Annotated in this window: 20 protein-coding genes and 1 tRNA gene; 11 read left to right on the forward strand and 10 right to left on the reverse strand. The window is 63.1% G+C overall.

The features are described 5' to 3' along the window. Window positions 1-15: 15 nt before the first annotated feature. From fen to MU553_RS00725, 4 genes are all read left to right on the forward strand, one after another. Window positions 16-996: a flap endonuclease-1 gene (fen, locus tag MU553_RS00710; RefSeq protein WP_247373271.1), complete on the forward strand. Its 981-nt coding sequence runs from the start codon at window positions 16-18 to the stop codon at window positions 994-996. 42 nt (window positions 997-1,038) lie between these two features. Further along, on the forward strand, window positions 1,039-1,500 hold the full coding sequence (locus tag MU553_RS00715) for a PH domain-containing protein (protein WP_247373287.1): 462 nt from the start codon (window positions 1,039-1,041) through the stop codon (window positions 1,498-1,500). After that, on the forward strand, window positions 1,497-3,068 hold the full coding sequence (locus tag MU553_RS00720; RefSeq protein ID WP_247373300.1) for a PH domain-containing protein: 1,572 nt from the start codon (window positions 1,497-1,499) through the stop codon (window positions 3,066-3,068). The genes MU553_RS00715 and MU553_RS00720 overlap by 4 nt, the downstream gene beginning before the upstream one ends. 68 nt (window positions 3,069-3,136) lie before the next feature. Beyond that, window positions 3,137-4,549, forward strand: coding sequence for a class II fumarate hydratase (locus MU553_RS00725; protein WP_247373302.1), 1,413 nt, complete (start codon window positions 3,137-3,139; stop codon window positions 4,547-4,549). Between the two features lie 162 nt (window positions 4,550-4,711). Here MU553_RS00725 and MU553_RS00730 read toward each other — a convergent pair whose 3' ends face one another. Beyond that, a complete protein-coding gene (locus MU553_RS00730) occupies window positions 4,712-4,999 on the reverse strand; it encodes a HalOD1 output domain-containing protein (RefSeq protein ID WP_247373304.1) in 288 nt (95 codons plus the stop codon). 124 nt (window positions 5,000-5,123) lie between these two features. Next, window positions 5,124-5,672 carry a DUF1684 domain-containing protein gene (locus MU553_RS00735; RefSeq protein WP_247373307.1) on the reverse strand — a complete coding sequence of 183 codons (549 nt, stop codon included), beginning with the start codon at window positions 5,670-5,672 and terminating at the stop codon, window positions 5,124-5,126. A gap of 257 nt (window positions 5,673-5,929) precedes the next feature. Here MU553_RS00735 and MU553_RS00740 point away from each other — a divergent pair, with 257 nt between their 5' ends. Further along, window positions 5,930-6,184: a HalOD1 output domain-containing protein gene (locus MU553_RS00740; protein WP_247373309.1), complete on the forward strand. Its 255-nt coding sequence runs from the start codon at window positions 5,930-5,932 to the stop codon at window positions 6,182-6,184. A 379-nt stretch (window positions 6,185-6,563) separates the two neighbouring features. Here the strand turns inward: MU553_RS00740 and MU553_RS00745 are convergent. From MU553_RS00745 to MU553_RS00755, 3 genes are all read right to left on the reverse strand, one after another. After that, window positions 6,564-6,637, reverse strand: a tRNA-Thr gene (locus tag MU553_RS00745). A gap of 11 nt (window positions 6,638-6,648) precedes the next feature. After that, window positions 6,649-7,158: a GNAT family N-acetyltransferase gene (locus MU553_RS00750; RefSeq protein WP_247373312.1), complete on the reverse strand. Its 510-nt coding sequence runs from the start codon at window positions 7,156-7,158 to the stop codon at window positions 6,649-6,651. Between the two features lie 23 nt (window positions 7,159-7,181). Then, window positions 7,182-8,384, reverse strand: coding sequence for a phosphoglycerate kinase (locus tag MU553_RS00755; RefSeq protein WP_247373314.1), 1,203 nt, complete (start codon window positions 8,382-8,384; stop codon window positions 7,182-7,184). Window positions 8,385-8,545: 161 nt separating this feature from the next. Between MU553_RS00755 and MU553_RS00760 the strand changes: the two genes are divergently transcribed. The 4 genes from MU553_RS00760 to MU553_RS00775 all read left to right on the forward strand — a co-directional run bounded on the left by MU553_RS00760 (window position 8,546) and on the right by MU553_RS00775 (window position 12,807). Next, entirely contained in the window at window positions 8,546-9,643 is a 1,098-nt protein-coding gene (locus MU553_RS00760) for a branched-chain amino acid ABC transporter permease (protein ID WP_247373316.1), read from the forward strand. Between the two features lie 268 nt (window positions 9,644-9,911). After that, complete coding sequence (locus tag MU553_RS00765) at window positions 9,912-11,216, forward strand: branched-chain amino acid ABC transporter permease (protein ID WP_247376113.1); 1,305 nt, start codon at window positions 9,912-9,914, stop codon at window positions 11,214-11,216. Continuing rightward, window positions 11,213-12,058, forward strand: a complete 846-nt coding sequence (locus MU553_RS00770) for an ABC transporter ATP-binding protein (RefSeq protein ID WP_247373318.1) — start codon at window positions 11,213-11,215, stop codon at window positions 12,056-12,058. The genes MU553_RS00765 and MU553_RS00770 overlap by 4 nt, the downstream gene beginning before the upstream one ends. Then, entirely contained in the window at window positions 12,055-12,807 is a 753-nt protein-coding gene (locus tag MU553_RS00775; protein WP_247373320.1) for an ABC transporter ATP-binding protein, read from the forward strand. The genes MU553_RS00770 and MU553_RS00775 overlap by 4 nt, the downstream gene beginning before the upstream one ends. On the opposite strand, the gene MU553_RS00780 is transcribed toward MU553_RS00775, so the two are convergent. From MU553_RS00780 to MU553_RS00800, 5 genes are all read right to left on the reverse strand, one after another. Continuing rightward, a complete protein-coding gene (locus tag MU553_RS00780; RefSeq protein WP_247373322.1) occupies window positions 12,808-14,082 on the reverse strand; it encodes an ABC transporter substrate-binding protein in 1,275 nt (424 codons plus the stop codon). 110 nt (window positions 14,083-14,192) lie between these two features. Next, window positions 14,193-14,771 carry a CBS domain-containing protein gene (locus MU553_RS00785; protein ID WP_247373324.1) on the reverse strand — a complete coding sequence of 193 codons (579 nt, stop codon included), beginning with the start codon at window positions 14,769-14,771 and terminating at the stop codon, window positions 14,193-14,195. Window positions 14,772-14,911: 140 nt separating this feature from the next. After that, on the reverse strand, window positions 14,912-15,673 hold the full coding sequence (locus tag MU553_RS00790) for a GTP cyclohydrolase III (RefSeq protein ID WP_247373338.1): 762 nt from the start codon (window positions 15,671-15,673) through the stop codon (window positions 14,912-14,914). A gap of 26 nt (window positions 15,674-15,699) precedes the next feature. Beyond that, entirely contained in the window at window positions 15,700-16,086 is a 387-nt protein-coding gene (locus MU553_RS00795; RefSeq protein ID WP_247373340.1) for a DUF7344 domain-containing protein, read from the reverse strand. 120 nt (window positions 16,087-16,206) lie between these two features. Beyond that, window positions 16,207-16,503 carry a DUF5785 family protein gene (locus MU553_RS00800; protein WP_247373342.1) on the reverse strand — a complete coding sequence of 99 codons (297 nt, stop codon included), beginning with the start codon at window positions 16,501-16,503 and terminating at the stop codon, window positions 16,207-16,209. 245 nt (window positions 16,504-16,748) lie between these two features. Between MU553_RS00800 and MU553_RS00805 the strand changes: the two genes are divergently transcribed. Next, window positions 16,749-17,057: an AbrB/MazE/SpoVT family DNA-binding domain-containing protein gene (locus MU553_RS00805; protein WP_247373344.1), complete on the forward strand. Its 309-nt coding sequence runs from the start codon at window positions 16,749-16,751 to the stop codon at window positions 17,055-17,057. Beyond that, entirely contained in the window at window positions 17,050-17,826 is a 777-nt protein-coding gene (locus MU553_RS00810; RefSeq protein ID WP_247373346.1) for a hypothetical protein, read from the forward strand. The genes MU553_RS00805 and MU553_RS00810 overlap by 8 nt, the downstream gene beginning before the upstream one ends. Window positions 17,827-18,119 lie beyond the last annotated feature (293 nt).

Here is an 18,119-nt window from a genome sequence, read left to right on the forward strand (position 1 = left end):
TCGTACGGGACGCCAATGGGAAACGCAGATCTGCGGGACATCGCGGTCATCGAGGACGTGGCGTACGACGACCTGGCGGGGTCGGTCGTCGCGGTCGACGCCCACAACTGGCTGTACCGGTATCTGACGACGACGGTCCGCTTTACGCGCGAGTCGGCGTACACGACGACCGACGGCGAGGAAGTGGCCAACCTCATCGGCGTCGTCCAGGGCCTCCCGAAGTTCCTCGAGCACGACGTGACGCCCGTGTTCGTCTTCGACGGCGGCGTCACCGACCTCAAGGAAGACGAGGTCGAAAAGCGGCGAGAACAGCGCGAACGGTACGAAGAACAGCTCGAAGCCGCCCGCGAGGAAGGGGACGCAGAAACCGTCGCGACGCTCGAATCCCGAACGCAACGGCTGACCGACACCATCGTCGAGACGACCCGTGAACTGCTCGGCCTGCTCGATATCCCAGTCGTCGACGCGCCGGCAGAAGGGGAAGCCCAGGCGGCCCACATGGCACGCACGGGGAGCGTCGATTACGCCGGGACCGAAGACTACGACGCGTTGCTCTTCGGTTCGCCCCTGACCCTCCGACAGCTCACGTCCAGCGGCAACCCGGAGCTGATGGAACTGGACGCGACTCTCGACAAACACGACGTCACCTGGGAGCAGTTGGTCGACATCGGCATCCTCTGCGGGACGGACTTCAACGAGGGCATCTCCGGGATCGGCCCCAAGACCGCCGTGAAAGCGGTCAAAGAACACGGCGACATCTGGGGCGTCTTCGAGGCTCGCAACGTCCACATCCAGCACACCGATCGCATCCGCGACCTGTTTTTGAACCCGCCGGTCACGGACGACGTGAGCTTCGAGACCGAGATCGAACCGCAACTGAGTGCGGCCCGCGAGTACGTCGTCGACGAGTGGGGCGTCGCGGCCGACGAGGTGGAACGCGGGTTCGAACGCATCGAGGACGCGACAGTCCAGACCGGCCTGGATCGCTGGACGTAACGTTCCGGTATTTTTTCACTGATTCGACTACTCGTGACGGGTATGAACGCCCTCCATCCCCGCGTTCGACTCCGGTGGGGACTCCTGGCGCTGCTCCTCGTTGCGGTTCTGGGTGGGATCGTGACCGCACTGGACCGGTTCGTCCTCGCGATCACACCGCTGCTCGGCGTCGGAGTCGCCGCGATACTCCTGGTGCTCGCGGTCCTGTACATCGTGGCACTCTATCGCCGATGGCGGTACGAACTGCAGGCCGACGCGCTCGAACTGGAACGCGGCGTGGTGACCCAGGTCGAAACGGCAGTGCCCTACGTCCGCGTCCAGCACGTCGACACGCAGCGAGACCCACTCGACCGCGCGCTCGGCCTCGGCAAGGTCGTCGTCTACACCGCCGGCTCCCGCGGTGCAGACGTGACGGTGCCCGGCCTCACGGTCGAGGACGCACGCGCACTGCGGAACCGATTGCGTGACCTCGCGATCGAGAGCGAGCCGGAGGACGCGGTATGAAACTCCATCCGCTGAGCGCCGTGACGCGCTCGCTGCAGCGCGGGGTGCTCGCGGCGTCGTTCGTGTTCTTCCTGTTCGGCATGGCCAACGTCGCCGTTCCCGGCGCTGCTCAGCGGACCGGGCTCATTCTGGCGCTTCTCCCCGTGGCCTTCCTCCTGGGCGTGGGCTACCAGGTCGCCTACTACTACCGCTTCGAGTACGAGTTGACGCCGGACACGCTCGACATCAACAGCGGCGTCGTCGGCCGAACGGAGCGAGAGATCCCCTATCGCCGCGTCCAGAACGTCGACGTCACCGAGCGCATCTTCCATCGGCTGTTCGGCGTCGCGGTCGTCCGCGTCGAAACTGCCGGGGGCTCCGAGACGGAAGCCGAACTCAACTTCGTCGCGGCCGACGAAGCGCGGCGACTGCAGACCGAGATTCGGAAGCGGCGAGCGGCGGCGCGGGGCGAGACGCGAACTGCAGACGCTGCGGCGGAAACGACTGCAGAATCCCCCGCGACACCCGAAGCCGGTGACGAGACGACGGCACCCGAACCCAGAGACACCGCCGGCCAGCCCACCGCGCTTTTCTCGCTCGGATCGGGCGAACTGTTGGTGCTCGCCGCCGCCTCGTTCCGGTCTGCGTCGATCGTCTTCCTCCTCGTGGGCTTTCCGCTCGTCCAGGATTTCGTCGTCGGGACTGTCGCCCGGTACACCGGCATCGAACCCGCACCCGGTGCGGTCACGTCGACGCCAGATCTCGCGCTCATCGCCGGCATCGTCGGTATCGTCCTCGCGATCGTCGCCTCGTGGGTACTGAGCGCGCTGGCGACGTTCACCGAGTACTACGACTTCACGCTGGGTCGACAGGGAGAAGACCTGGTGTACGAACGGGGCCTCCTCCAGCGCTACAGCGGGTCGATCCCGACCGACAAGATACAGACGCTCACCGTCAAGGAGAACGTCCTGATGCGGACGCTGGGCTACGCGGGACTGAGCGTCGAGACCGCGGGCTACAGCCCGGGCCAGCAGAACGGGCAGGGCGGCCCACAGGCCGCGATCCCCCTGGCCGAGCGCGACCGGACGCTGTCGCTCGCCCGCGCGCTGGAACCGTTCGAAGACTTCGAGTTCACCCGACCGCCGAAACGCGCACGGCGACGGTACGCGGTCCGCTATCTCTTGGTCGTCCTGGCGCTGACGGGCGTCTTCGCAGTCATCGCGCGGGTCGTCGGCAACTTCTCGCTGTGGTTCACGCCGCTGCTGCTCGTCGTGCTGGTCCCGCCGGCGGCCCACCTCAAGTGGAAACACCGCGGGTACGACGCGGGCGAGGAGTACTTCGTCGTCCGCTCGGGGTTCTGGCGCCAGACCATCCGCGTCGTGCCGTACTATCGCCTGCAGACGGTCGTCCGTGAACGGTCGATCTTCCAGCGACGGCTCGGCCTGGCGCATCTGACCGCCGACACCGCCACCTCGTCGCTGCTCGGCCAGCGCGACGCGACGGCGTACGACGTCGACGACGAGGACGCACAGCGACTGTACGCTCACAATCGCGACCGGTTGCAGGCGAGTCTCGGACTCGGAGAGTAGGTGCGGTCGTCCCCCGAGCAGCATATCACATCATTTTAGGACCGTTCCGGTCGGAGGTCCGGACGAGCATGTCTGACGACGACTATCGCACTGAGCGGGACAGTCTCGGCGAGATGCAGGTGCCCGCGGACGCGTACTGGGGCGCACAGACCCAGCGCGCCGTGGAGAACTTCCCCGTCTCGGGGATCACGTTCGGGCGCCGGTTCGTCCGCGCGCTCGGGATCGTCAAGAAAGGAGCCGCACAGGCCAACCTCGAACTCGAACTCGTTCCCGAGGACAAGGCCGAGTGCATCATCGAGGCCGCCGACGAAGTCATCGCCGGCGAGCACGACGACCAGTTCCCCGTCGACGTGTTCCAGACCGGCTCGGGCACGTCCTCGAACATGAACGCCAACGAGGTCATCGCCAACCGGGCGACCGAGATCTACGGGGGCGAGATCGGCACGCGCGAGATCCACCCGAACGACCACGTCAACTTCGGGCAGTCCAGCAACGACGTGATCCCCACGGCGATGCACATCGCCTCCCTGGAGGCCGTCGAGAAGGACCTCATCCCCGCGCTAGAGACGCTCCAGGAAGCCCTCGCGGAGAAGGAAGACGAGTACGCGGACGTCGTCAAGACCGGTCGGACCCACCTGCAGGACGCGACGCCAGTCACTCTGGGCCAGGAGTTCGGCGGCTACCGCACCCAGGTCGAGAAGGGCATCGTCCGCGCCGAGAGCACGCGCGAGCACCTCGGCGAACTCGCCCTCGGCGGCACCGCCGTCGGGACCGGCCTGAACACGCATCCGGACTTCCCGGAACTCGCCGCCGAGTACATCAGCGAGGAGACCGGTCTGGCGTTCCGCGAGGCCGACAACCACTTCGAGGCCCAGGCCGCCCACGACGCGATGGCCGAAGCCCACGGCCAGCTCCGCACCATCGCGGGCTCGCTGAACAAGATGGCGAACGACCTGCGCCTGCTCGCCTCCGGCCCGCGCAACGGGCTCGGCGAGATCGACCAGCCGGAGAACCAGCCCGGCTCCTCGATCATGCCCGGGAAGATCAACCCGGTCGTCGCCGAGGCAGTCAATCAGGCCCACAAGCAGGTCGTCGGTAACGACACCGCCGTCGAGTACGGCGCGGCCGAGGGCCAGATCGACCTGAACCTCTACAAGCCCGTGCTCGCGCACAACTTCCTCCAGTCCGCGAAGCTGTTGACGAACGCCAGCGAGGTGTTCGCCGAGAAGTTCGTCGCCAAACTGGAAGCCGACCAGGAACACTGCGAGGAACGCGTCGAACAGAGCATGGCGCTGGCGACGGCACTCAACCCGGCAATCGGCTACGACAAGGCCAGCGAGGTCGCAAAGACCGCGCTCAAGGAAGACAAGACCATCCGCGAAGTCGTCCTGGAGAAGGGCTACCTCGACGAAGACGAAGTCGACGACGTGCTGGACCCGGCGAAGATGACCGTGCGAGGCATCCTGTCGGCTGACGACTGAACTCGGAGAATCATCCCGAATCCACAGCAAGCAGCCGAACGCCGGCACTGTCCGCGTGCTTTTTTCTGAACTCGCAGTTCCGTCGCTGTGAGGCCGCTCGTCGCGTTGTCTACTGCCGTAAGTAAAGTGCTCAGCGAGTCCGCGTGAATCGAGTCGCTACGCTCACCGATCCGGAGCCGGGATTCGCAGGAAGGTCGCGGATCCGTCTTGACTCAGCGTTATTCGGTAGCCGGCGTAGGTGAACGTGACCTGAACCTGGGCTTCGGGAATGGGAGGGTTAGCGAACAAGTGGTCGACCACGTGGTCGATCGTGTCGTACAGAGACGGTAGTTCGTCTGAGCTGACTCCCTCCAGGTCGGCGATCGTCTCAACGATGACGTACGTCGGCTCGTTCTCAGTAGGATCGAACTGAAAATGCTTCGGCGCGAACTCCTCTTCGTCGCGGGGCATACCATAGGATTTCGACTGAGATGGTATATATATTCGGCACCGCACAGCGGTTGTATAAAACGCCAAACACGTGGGAAAATGTAGAGGAGACGTGCGGACGGCGCAGCAATCCGGCGGTTGGGGCTTACGGCGCGCGTTCGCCGGCTTCGATCGTCGTTTCCAGCCAGTTCTCTTCGGGCGGCAGCGGACAGGAGAAGGTGTCGCTGAACGCACAGAACGGCGAATACGCGAGATTGAAATCGATGGTCACCTCGTCACCGTCTCGGAGGTCGCGTTCGGGTTCGAGTTCCATGTAGCGTCCCCCGTCGTACGTCTGGTGGCCGGTCGTCTTGTCTCGGAACGGAACGAAGAGCGTCGCCGAGTCGTCGCTCTCCTGGCGGTACCCGTGGAGAACGTACGAGTCCCCATCGATTTCGAACGAGAAGGTGACCAGTCGCAGGTACCGAACCGCTCGATCGTCGGACGTCTCCATCTCGACAGGGTCGGGATCGTCGTGCCGCTCGACGGTCGCCTCGACCCGATACGCCGGGTCCGGTTCGAAGTAATCGAGACCGTCGAAGTCGGCACGCTCTTCCGGCGGAATCGGGGACTGGCGGTGCTCGGCGAAGAATCGGTCCTTCTCGCGCCGGTTGGCTCGAAGTTGTTCGACCCAATCGTCGGTGTCGTCGGTCACGAGAGGCCCTATTCGGTCGAACGCTATCAGTCCAGCGTCTCGACCATCCCACCGTGAATAGACGGCAGTATTTTACCACACCGACACAACACCTCAGGCTGCGTCGCCAAAAGGGATCAGACGCTACACACGCCACCAGTCGAAATCGGAAGCATGCAAGGTTCTTTCCATCTAACAATAATCACTAACAGATTGTTATGACTACCATAACCGGTTTATTATTGAGTGTATTATGCATATTATATATGGCTCATCCAGTGTCTGACCCAGAGGTATCCGACTGCCAGCGGCTTTCTGAGAGGATCGCGAAGGCAGTTGCAACCCGGGAAGAGGTCGCACCGTCGGAACTCACGCCCCTCCACGACGTGCTTGATCCCGACGCCCTCACGCGGTTCTGTGAGTCCATCTCCGAAGTGCCCCGGCAGTCGGGGCACGTTTCGTTCCGCTACTGTGGCTACGACGTGACAGTCTCCGTCGACGGCTCCATCGACGTACGGACGACTGACCAGTAACGAACCGGCGCGTCTACTCCCTGTGCGACGGTGTCCCGTTGCACCACCCGCCCGACGATTTCGGTTTCTACTCCACAGGACGATATATCTGTTCCAGTAGGTGGTCTGACGGATCGGAGAGACCAGACGCTAACGAGTCAGCGTTCGGCGTTTCACCGGAAATGCGGTGTGTTGACGTATCAATTTGTCTACTCGACATCGCAGGGATCGGTCCGCGATGGGGGTGCTCACGGGATGTGAGCGTCGCTCCTCGCGAAAACTCGCAGCAGAAAGCCAGGGGAGGGATTTGAACTACGCGGAGACTGCTCGCTTCGCTGCGCGTCTCCTCTCGTTCAAACCCATATGTGGCCTTCGCTCGTCACGTAAACTCGTCGCAGAAAGCCAGGGGAGGGATTTGAACCCTCGAACTCCCGATTACAAGTCGGGTGCTTGAACCACCCAAGCTCCCCTGGCACAGTAACCGATTACCCCCGGTCCTTTGAGTGATTATCGCTTTCCACTCGTTTTGCCAGTTGGACGCGGTGGGGTTCGAAGCCGTGTCGCTCGTAGAATCGCGCGGCCGCCTCGTTGTCCGCCATCACGTCCAGTTTGACGACCTCGATTCCCCGGTCTTCGAGCGCCGCCGTCGCCGTGTCGAGCAGTTCGCTCCCGATTCCCCGATTCCGGTACTCGGGACGGACGTACAGGTTCTGGATGGTGCCCCGCGACACCGTCGTCTCGAAGGACTTCGATTCCGTACTGAACATCACGAACCCGAGTATCGTGCCGGCGTCGGCGTCGATCCCGTCGTCCGGCTCCGCGCGTGCGACGAACAGCCCCTCGGTGACGATGGCGCGGAGGATCGACTCGCGGATCGTCTCGCGGTTCGCCTCGGTGCGGAGCTGTGACCCGTGCTGGCGCTGCTCGTCGGCGAGCCTGACCCAGAGGTCCGCGAGGGCGTCCGCGGCTTCGATGTCGGAAGCTTCGATGAACACGGGAGAGGGGTCTGCCTGGTCGGTTACGCTTCGGAATCCTGACGGAGGACCTCGACGGCCGGGAGCGTACCGCCAGTGAGCAGTCGAAGCGCGGCACCGCCGCCAGTGCTGACGTGGTCGAATCCGTCGATTCCGAGCTGGCGGAGAGACGCAGCCGTGTCCCCGCCACCGACGATACTGTACTCCGCGCTGGCCGCAGCGCCGAAGATCTCCCGGGTCCCGAGTGCGAACGCGTCTTCCTCGAAGACGCCCGGTGGGCCGTTCAGGATCGCCGTCCCGGCGGTCTCGAACACGTCCGCGTAGGCGGCAATCGTCGCTTCGCCCACGTCGAGCGCCGGTGCGTCGACCGGCAGGTCCGCGACGTCGACTTCCTCGCGGTCGCCGTCACGCGAGACCGCGACGTCGTCTGGGACGTGGATCTTCTCGCCGTACTCGTCCAGCAACTCCGCGGCCTGGTCGATGGCCGTCGCGTCGCGGTCGAGAATCGCGGACTCGGACGGCTCGCCGACGTCGACGCCGCTGGCAGCCAGGAAGGCGTTGCCAGTCATGCCGCTCGTCAGGATGGTGTCGGCGAGGCCCCGATCGAGGACGCTCTCGGCGACGTCCAGCGCGTCGGCGATCTTTGCACCACCGAGCGCGTACACGCGCGGGGTCGGTGTCTCTTCGATGTTGCTGAGCACGTCCAGTTCCCGTTCCATGACCCGCCCGGCGTAACTGTCGACCCGACACGGGAAGCCAACGATGGATGGCTGTGAGCGGTGTGCCGCGGCGAACGCGTCGTTGACGTACGCGTCCAGTTCCGGCGCGAGCCGTTCGACGAGGAACGTCTCGGCGGCTTTCTCGGCCGGGAACTCCATGTACTCCTCGCTGTAGAACCTGGTGTTCTCCAGCAACACTGCCTGGCCGTCCTCGAGCAGGTTGATCGCCGCTCGGGCGTCGGCCGAGAACGTGGCGTCGCAGTACTCGACCGGATGGTCGAGCAGGTCACTCAGGCGGGCGGCGTGGTCTTCGAGGCGGGCGAACTCGTCGCCGCCTGGTCGCCCCTGGTGGGCGAGGATGGCGACTCGGCCACCCCGGTCGAGCAACTCGTTCAGCGTGTCGACGTGAGCACGAAGCCGGGCGTCGTCAGCGAGCGTCCCAGAATCGGACAGCGGGCTGTTGATGTCAACGCGTATTCCCACTGTCGTCCCGTCGACGGCAAGGTCGTCCAACGTCGGTATCCCCATGCCCCCAGTTCAACTGGGACCGAGCAAAGGTGTTTTGTTCGCAACCGAACGGCCAACGTGACACGATGCCGACTCGATCGGTTCCAGAACCCCACGCCTGCCGTCTGGATCTATTTCGGAGTAGTGATACTTAATAGGGGTGAGATATACCGTACCAAAGTATGGAGGTACGTGAGACAGTCCACCAGGGCCGACGACTTCTCGTCGAACGGCCGGGACAGTTCGCTGTGACGGCCGTTGCAGTGCTATTAGTTATCGACCTGGTACGACAGATCGTCGCAGGGCAAACGTTGATTTCGACGGTTGCCGGATATGTGTGGAATGGTACAGTTATCGGACTGATTATTGGTCTCGCTGGAATCGGACTGTCGCTAACGTACAGCATTCTGAACTTCGCGAACTTCTCGCACGGCGACTACTTGACGACGGGTGCGTTTTCGGGATGGACGGCCTCGTATCTCGTCGCCGGGTTCGGCACGGCGTCGCTGGGCGACCTGCTTCTGTTGAACGTGAGTCCGCGTGACATCGGCATCAACGTCGCGGCCGAGCCGCTCTCGGTCGTCTTCGGTCTCCTCGTCGCCATCGGAATGACAGTACTCGTGGCGCTTGGCATCGACCGCTTCGTGTACAAGCCCATGCGTGACGCGGACGGCATCTCGCTACTTATCGCGAGTATCGGCGTCGCACTGGCGCTTCGATATCTCGTCGTGTTCGTCTACGGAACTAACCTCAGAGGGCTGACCGCGGGCGACGTCCCCAAATTCAGCCTCACCATCGTCGACGGGGCCATCACGATCGACGCCCACGAGCTCACGCTCGTCGTCAGTTCGGTGCTTCTCATGTTGGGGATTCACGTCCTGCTCCAGCGGACGAAGTTCGGAAAGGCCATGCGGGCAATGTCCGACAACAAGGACCTCGCGCGCGTGACCGGCATTCCGACGGAACGAGTGATTCAGTGGACGTGGATCATCGGCGCCGGCCTCGCCGGCTCGGCCGGCTATCTCATCGCCCTCAAACGCGGGTCGATGGGGTTCAACCTCGGCTGGGTTCTGCTGCTTTTGATCTTCGCTGCGGTCATTCTCGGCGGTATCGGCTCCATCTACGGCGCGATGATCGGCGGAGTCATCATCGGAATCGTCCGCAACGTCTCGCTGCTCTGGCTCCCGACCGACTTCAGCCTGGCCGCGGCATTCCTGATCATGATTCTCATCCTTCTGTTCCGCCCGGAAGGCATCTTCGGCGGGGTGAAAACTGCATGACTGGAATCGCGCTCGGCACTGCAGCCGACGGCCACGGGACGGTGATGAGAAGATGACTGGGACGACGGACGCCCACGGGCAGTTCACGACCGAAGACCTGGCCGAGTACACCCGCGAGAGCGGTGCTGCACGTGCGCTCGGAGTACTCGCAGTCCTGTGGATTCTCCTCTCGGTGCTGTCGCTGGGTGGCGTCGGCGGGATGGTGCCGCCGCTCCGCGAACTCGTCATGGTGCTTGCCGTGTACGCTGGCCTCGTGTTCGCTGTCGGCATGTTGTGGCGGTATTCACGGAATGACGCGTTGCTCATCATCGGCGTCATGCTCGCACTCTACGTCGTGTTCGGGATTGCGATGGTCGTGTTCCTGGAACTCCCGTTGAACGGCCTGATCAACACGTTCCGGCGCATCACGTTCCTCTCGGCGGTGTACGCGATGCTCGTGCTCGCGTTGAACCTCCACTGGGGGTACACCGGCCTGTTCAACATTGGCGTTGCCGGATTCATGGCGGTCGGCGTCTACACGATGGCAATTATCTCGGGCCCAGAACTCGGCCTCGGACTCCCACTGCCGCTCGGGATTATCGGCGGCGTCCTCGCGTCTGCGCTCGTCGGACTGATCGCCGCGCTGCCGGCGCTCCGACTCGATGCGGACTACCTGGCTATCGTCACCGTCGCGTTTTCCGAGATCATTCGGTTGACGCTGAACTCACAGGTGTTCGCCGAGACGACGCTGTTCGGGACGACCGTCGGGACCGGCGGTGGGCAGGGCATCAGCACGCCGGAGAACCCGATCCGAGCCATCTTCTACACCGATCCGACGGACGCGACGGCCGGACTAACACCGATCGGCGAAGTCGTATTCGACATCACGGGCTCACTCGAGGTGGTCCTGATCTCGGGCGTCGGGATCCGGAAGTCAGTGGTCATCGGGATCACGTACGCTATCGTGCTCGCCCTGTTCGTCGTCGGGTTTTACTGGCTGCTGAGTCGGATCGGGAACTCACCGTTCGGCCGGGTTCTCAAGGCGATCCGCGAAGACGAGATGGTGGCGAACTCGCTGGGGAAAAACACCCAGCTGTTCAAGATAAAGACGTTCATGATCGGGTGTGCGCTGATGGGACTGGCGGGCATCCTCTGGCGGGGCTCGACCGGCTTTACGATCCCCACGGACTACATGCCCATCCAGACGTTCTACGTCTTCCTCGCGCTCATCATCGGCGGTGCGGGATCGAACACGGGCAGCGTCCTGGGCGGCATCGTGTTCGCGACGCTCCTGTTCGAGGGACCGCCGCAACTCGCCCGCATCATTCCAGTCCTGCTCGACGATCTGTTCGGGATCGAGGTCACTGCCGCGCCGAACAACTTCATCGAGGCCGTCGGACCGCTGGCCTCGCTCGACGTGTCGCCGTTTATCGCCTACTCGCTGCAGAACATCTCGACGCTCAGGTTCATCTTCCTGGGACTGCTCATTATATATCTGATGCAAAACCGGCCCGACGGGCTGCTCGGGCACCGAAAAGAACCGGCCGCAGCCATCGACCTCTCTGCGCGCCGGGACGGAGGTGACGAGACGTGAGCGAATCACCACCGGAGTCGAGCGATGCCGAGCTTGCCGATCAGACGACTGGCGCGACCAGAAGGTCTGGCGGCGACTTCCCGCTACAGGTCGAGGGACTGCGAAAGGAGTTCGGCGGCATCACGGCCGTCGACGACGCGACGTTCCAGGTCGAGGCCGGGTCACTGACTGGCCTCATCGGTCCCAACGGAGCCGGGAAGTCGACGACGTTCAACTGCATCGCGGGGGTTTACACGCCGACGGACGGGACGGTCACGTTCCAGGGCGAGGACATCACTGGCCTCGAACCGTATCAGATCGCCCAGCGCGGCCTCGTCAGGACCTTCCAGATTGCGCGAGAACTCGACGAGATGACCGTGCTGGAGAACGTGATGCTCGCGCCACGCGACCAGCGTGGAGAGTCGCTCTGGCGCGCAGTCACGCCGGGGGTTCGCGGCAGCGTCGTCGAACAGGAAGCCGCGGTCCGTGACCGCGCCTGGGAGATGCTGGAGTTCTTCGAGATCGACCACCTGGCACAGGAGTACGCCGGCAACCTCTCCGGCGGGCAGCGGAAACTCCTCGAGATGGCGCGGGCCCTGATGACCGACCCGGAGATGGTCCTGCTGGACGAACCACTGGCCGGCGTCAACCCGTCGCTCGAGAACAAGCTCATCGACCACATCCACGACCTGCGAGCGGACGGGTACACGTTCCTGTTCGTCGAGCACGACATGGAAGTCATCATGAACAACTGTGACCACATCATCGTCATGCACCAGGGGCGCGTGCTGACGGAGGGCAGCGCCGAGGAGATCCGTTCGAACGAGGAAGTCATCGAGGCGTACCTGGGGGAGGACGTATGAGCGAGTCACAGCGCACCGACGCGGACGCGGGTGACGACTCTGCGGACGGCCTCATGGAGGTCCGGAATCTCGACGCCGGCTACGGCGATCTGCAGATTCTCACCGACGTGGACATGACCGTCGCCGACGGCGAGTACGTCACCATCGTCGGACCGAACGGGGCCGGCAAATCGACGGTCATGAAATCGGTCTTCGGACTGACGACTCACATGGGCGGGACAGTCACCTTCGATGGCGCGGACATCACGGGACTGAACCCCGAAGACATCATCCACAAGGGGATGAGTTACGTCCCCCAGACCGACAACGTCTTCGGCTCGCTGACGGTCGAAGAGAACCTCGAGATGGGCGCGTACATCCTCGATTCCGTCCCGCAGGACCAGTTGCGGGCGATTTACGACCGGTTCCCGATCCTGGAAGAGCGGAAAACGCAAAAGGCGGGGACGCTCAGCGGCGGACAACAGCAGATGCTCGCGATGGGTCGGGCGCTGATGCTCGATCCGAAGCTCCTGATGCTCGACGAGCCGTCGGCGGGGTTAGCTCCGGATCTGGTCGACGAGATGTTCGACCGGATCGACGACATCAACGACGCCGGAACGGCAGTGTTGATGGTCGAACAGAACGCGAAAGAAGCGCTCCGTCGCTGTGATCGCGGGTACGTCCTCGTCCAGGGGCAGAATCGCTTCGACGGCAGCGGCGACACCCTTCTCAACGACGAGGAAGTCCGCCAGGAGTTCCTGGGCGGATGATCAGTTGTTGGCCGAGAAGTCCACAGTCGTGAGCTGCTCGAACCCGTTGTCGCTGTCGGGTGCGAACTGCCAGACCTCGTAACTGACCGCGGCCATGTCGCCGTTGTCGTCGAAGTTGACGGACGAGGAGGCACCGGCGTAATTCACAGCGGTTCCGTTACCGACCATCTCGACGGCTTCAGCGAGGTTGTCCGGACCCACCGTTTCACCGTCGGGGTTCGCGACTTTCCGCAGGTTGTTCTTGACCGCCGTCCCCGAGTTCTCTCCGGCCGCGACGTTCGCCAGGATCATGACTGCCGAGGCGTCGTACGCCTGCGCGTTGAACACGCCCGGTGAGGAGTCGTATTCGTCCTGATAGAGGGTATTGAACGTGTCGACCTGCGGCCCGGACGCCAGCGGCGCCGACCCGATGACGTTCGCCATGTCGTTGCCGACCTGGCTCGGCATGTCCGCGCTCTGAAGACCGTCGGTAACCATGATGGTTCGGTCCGCGGAGAAGTCCGAGTAGTAGTCCCGGAAAATCTGGACACCGCTCGCCGGATAGCCGATCACCAGCAGGATGTCCGGATCGTTGCTCAGCGCGTTGTTCAGTCGCGAGGTGTACGAGGGCTGTTCTTTCTCGAAGGACACCTGGTTCTGAACGGTCCCACCGTTGTTCTCGAAGGCGCTGACGAAGCTCTCGGACAGCGACTGCCCGTAGCTGTTGTTGACGAACATCGTCGCTGCCGTGCTCGCGTCGCGGCGCTCGCGGGCGACCTGTGCGAGCACCTGCCCCTGGAGTGCGTCGCTCGGTGCCGTCCGGAAGACGTAGTCGTTGTCGTCCAGGTCGGTCACGGACGGTGACGTGCTCGACGGCGAACACCCGACGATCTGACTCGGAATCAACACTTCCCGGGACACCTGCATGTTCACGCCAGACGACGCCGGGCCAGTCACCATCGGATAGCCCTGATTGACCAGTGCGTTGGCGGCACTGACTCCCGCCGTCGGGTTCGTCTGCGTGTCCTCTACCTGGGTGTCGAAATCGACCGGCAGGTCCGCAGCGTTGAGCTGTTTTGCCGGCAGCAACGCCGCGTCGCGAATTGGCTGCCCGAGCTCTGCAAGATCGCCCGTTTCGGGCATCAGCACGCCGAGTTTGACCGCCGTCGACCGGTCTTCGAGATCGACAGTGCCGCCGCCGTCGCCCTCATCGGACGTCGTACAGCCGGCAATGCTCGCAACACCTGCTGCACCGATTCCTTGCAGAACCCGCCGTCGCCGAACCTTTTGTGTCATGTTCCTTGTTAGGTATACTCCGGGTGTTTATAAAACATAATGTTACATTTGGATGAGAATAGTTAGCAATATAGGAGGCGACGGGCACTCGCGGGCGGTGCGACAATATATCAGACGTTCTTACAGTCGCTGCAGACGAGCTGCCCGTTGAACGAGGACAGGTCCCGGGTGAGCGACCCGCAGATCTCGCAGATGCCCTGATTGGAGTACTCGTCTTCCGAGGTCGTGGATTCACCCGCCGTCGTCGCGGCCTCTGCCGTGACCGACTCGGCTTTGACCTCCTGTCTGGTCTCGCCGTTGACCTGCGGCGTGAGCGTCGCGGCAGTGACGATGTCGTGCTCGGAAACGACGCCGATCGGCTCGCCGTTCTCCATGACGAGCAGTCGCCGCGCCGACGTCCCGGACATCATGTTCGTCGCCGTCGCGAGCGACTCGGATGCAGATACCGTCGGGGGATCGTCCTTCATCGCGTGTTTGACGAGCATGGATTCGAGGTCTCCCTGGTCGACGGCGGCCTGCAGGAGATCCCGCTGGGTCAGGATCCCCACGGGTTCGCTCCCCCGTAACACCACGACCGCCTCGACGTTTTCCTCCAGCATCAAGGCCGCTGTATCGACGAGGGTGTCCGCCTCGCTCGCCCCCACGTACTCCCGTCTCATCACTTCCCTGACTGTGACGTCACCGTTCATGTGCCACCCTTTCACACACGAGGTCTAAAAGCTACCTACGCCACGCTTAAGACCGTTGCAGCCGTAGCTTGGAGGTCCGGCAGGCAAGCAGCGAAGCCGCCATAGATAACACAGCTGACAATGCTTTTGGACGGTGGCGGTCAGAACAACAGCTCGACGTCAGTCCCGGCCGCGCGGCAGTCTTCGAGCGCGTGTTTGGCGTCCATGCCGGCGGACTGGGCCGTCCGGCCGCGACCGACGCCGACCTTGAGGTCGACGTCGACGGCTTCGTGGACGTGGTCGACGGCGTCCTGATAGTCCGCTTCGTCGAGATCTGGGCAGACGCCGATGACGTTGTCGCCGCCCACGAAAAAGCACAGGGAGTCGTGTGCCTGACGCATGTAGCGCATCAGTTCCGCGTACCCCTGTTCGATGTGAATGAACGTATCGAACTCGTTGAGTTGATCGGTGTACTTGCCGGTCGCGTCGTTGACGTCGAAGTGTGCGATCTGCACGTCGTCCGCGGTTCGGAACTCGTCGTCGATCGTCCGGCCTTTGAGGATCTCCCGGCGGTGTTTGTCCTGGGCGCTCCCTTCTTCCTGAAGCTGACTCGTCGCGTCACCGAGCGCCTGAACCGGCGACGTTCCCGTCGCGACCGAGAGGCTCATCGTCACTGGATAGCGGTTCCCGACTGATTCCTGGATGAGCCGGTGATCGTCGAGGTCGAGCCCGTTCGAGACGGCGATCATGTTGTCGAATCGCGAGAAGAAGACGTATCCATCTCGATTCCCGAAGAGCTGTGAGAGGTCCGCGAACAGCCGCGATTGGAGCGTCTGGAGGTCGACCTCGCGGCGCGGTTCCGGGGTGACCGTCCACGGCCCGTAGTTGTCGATCTGGATGTGGGTCACCTGCGTGTTCGTCACTGTACTCGCCGATTAGCCCTGACCTGCTATTTGTCTTTGGTTCCAGAATCCGACGCTCCGTCGCAGGGATTCGTCACGGCAGTGAGTCGCGTCGCGAGCGCTTCCGGACCGGTGAACTCCACCGTTCCGAGCTTCGAATCGAAGCGAACCACGTCGGTCGCGGTCAGCTTCGGCAGCACGTCCTGGTAGATTTCCGTCCGCGCTTCCCGACGATCCGACGCTCCGACCCGATCCGCATCGAGGAGTACCGACGCCAGATCGTCCACCGCGACCGGCTCGTCACGCTCGGTGAGACACGCCAGCAGTGCCCGTCGGCGCGGCGCGGCGAGCAGGTCCTCGATAACGCTCGCTGGGAGCGCCTGCCGTCCGTTGGGGACGCCCGCAACGCCGGTGTGTGAGTGATGGACAGCCATGGGTTCGGCTGAGAACTACGACCCCCAGGCACAAGTATGTATCGTGCTAACAATAGTCAATCGAAACGACGACCGAACTGCAGGCTCGCCGGTGGGTGGCGGAACGGAGAAACGCGGGAGTCAGGCTAGCTCGTAGAACCAGTAGCCCTTCTCGCGCATGTTCTGACCGAGAGCCTTGTGGAGTTCAGGGAAGTCCTCGAACTCGGTCTGGTCGATGCCGTCGAAGACCTCTTCCAGGCTCACGACCGTTTCGTAGTCGATGCGGATCGGGTCGTCACCGTACTCTTCGACGAATTCGTCGCGGGCCAGCGGGAAGTCCTCGTCTTCGTCGATCTTCTTGGCAACGATTGCCTGTCCGTATTTGCGCCGCCCCTCGCTGCCCTCGTCGCCGTCTGGGTCGTGCGGCCAGTCGCTCATATCTGTCTGTGCGGACGAACCACGCAAAAGCGTTACTCTCCGCGCTCGTCGTCCACTCCCGTCCAGGTCCAGCAGTACGAGCCAGGTCAAGCAGACAGTACGGAACGACCACCTTCCCTCACACGAGTTCTATCGGCCACTCCACACGGGCATCGGCGGACACCCCTCCGTTGTCATCAGATGGCAGCAGATGGGATTCAATGGCAACAGCTAAATACTCAGAGAAACTATAAACTCGTACAGGGATGTCAGACGACCACAACGGGAGCGCGCTGTTGCCAGCGCTGCTCGCAAACAAGCTCCAAGAAGCGGGCGAGAGTGCCATCGATACGCAGCAGCAGGCGCTCGCACAGCTGCTTGGACAGGCACAGTCGCCGACGGACTTTCCGCTGGAAGCGCTCCAGGAGACGGCGACGTTCAAGACGCGAGTGCAGAGTAGTGGTCGGATCAGCATCCCCGACGCGGAACGACAGGTGCTGGGCATCGAGGAAAACGACATCGTCCAGGCCATCATCGTTCCACTCGACAGAAAGGAAGGAAATGACAATGAGTAACGACAACACGTCACCCATCAGTACGATCTTCAAACTGCAGCGCGATACGATCAAGAGCGGCGAGAAAGTCCTCGAGCGGACCCTGAAGGTCCCGGCGGAGATCAACGAGACCATCCAGGGGACGGTCGACGACCAGAAAGCGGCCCAGCAGCGGACCGTCGAGTTCGGGCAGGACGTCATCAACAACGTGCTCGACACCGTCGAGTCGACGACGCCCAGCGACGACGAGACAATCGATCAGATTCGCGAGTCCGTCAACAACGGGTTCGAGACGCTGCTCGACCAGCACGCCGAGGCCTTCGACGCGGTCGACGAGCAGTACGGGGAGGGAATCGACACCTACAGCGACGCGACGGAAGACGCCCTCGACGGGCTGGAAGACCTGCTCGACACCGTCATCGAGAGCAACGAGGAACTCGAAGACCAGACTCTGGACGCCTTCGAGCAGATCATCGATCAGTACGAGAGCCTGGTCGACGAGATCGAAGACCGCACCGACGAGATCGACGACCGCATCGTCGAGCAGGCCGAACAGTTCGAAGACCAACTCGACACGCAGCTCGACCGGTACCAGGAGCAACTCGACACCCTCCAGGACCGCTTCGACGACGTCCAGGAAGACGTCGAGGAGAACGTCATCGACGTGCAGGAAGCCGCCGAGAAAGCCGTCCAGGACGTCGAAGCCTCCGTCGACACCGATGCCGAGGCAGCCGACGAGGAGGCAGCCGAAGCCGACGACGACGCGACCGACGAGACGGCTGACGCATAACCTGCCACCGCGACACCATCGAAAGCCACCACGCCCTCGCTTTGTCCACTCCCTCGGGGGGATGGGACTGCGATTCGCGTGACTGGTCTTCCTCGAATCTCCTCGAACGAATTCACCACTCGCGAGTTACTCGTGGCAACATCCGGTGGGAAGGGGATTCGAACCACGGTCGTTCCCGTTCGCTCACGATCGCTCGCTCACCTCTCACTCCCTGATTCGAATCTCCTCGAATGAATTTGCCATTCGCGAGTTGCTCGTGGCAAAATACGGTGGGATGGGGATTCGAACCAGAG

Source organism: Halorientalis brevis (assembly GCF_023077655.1).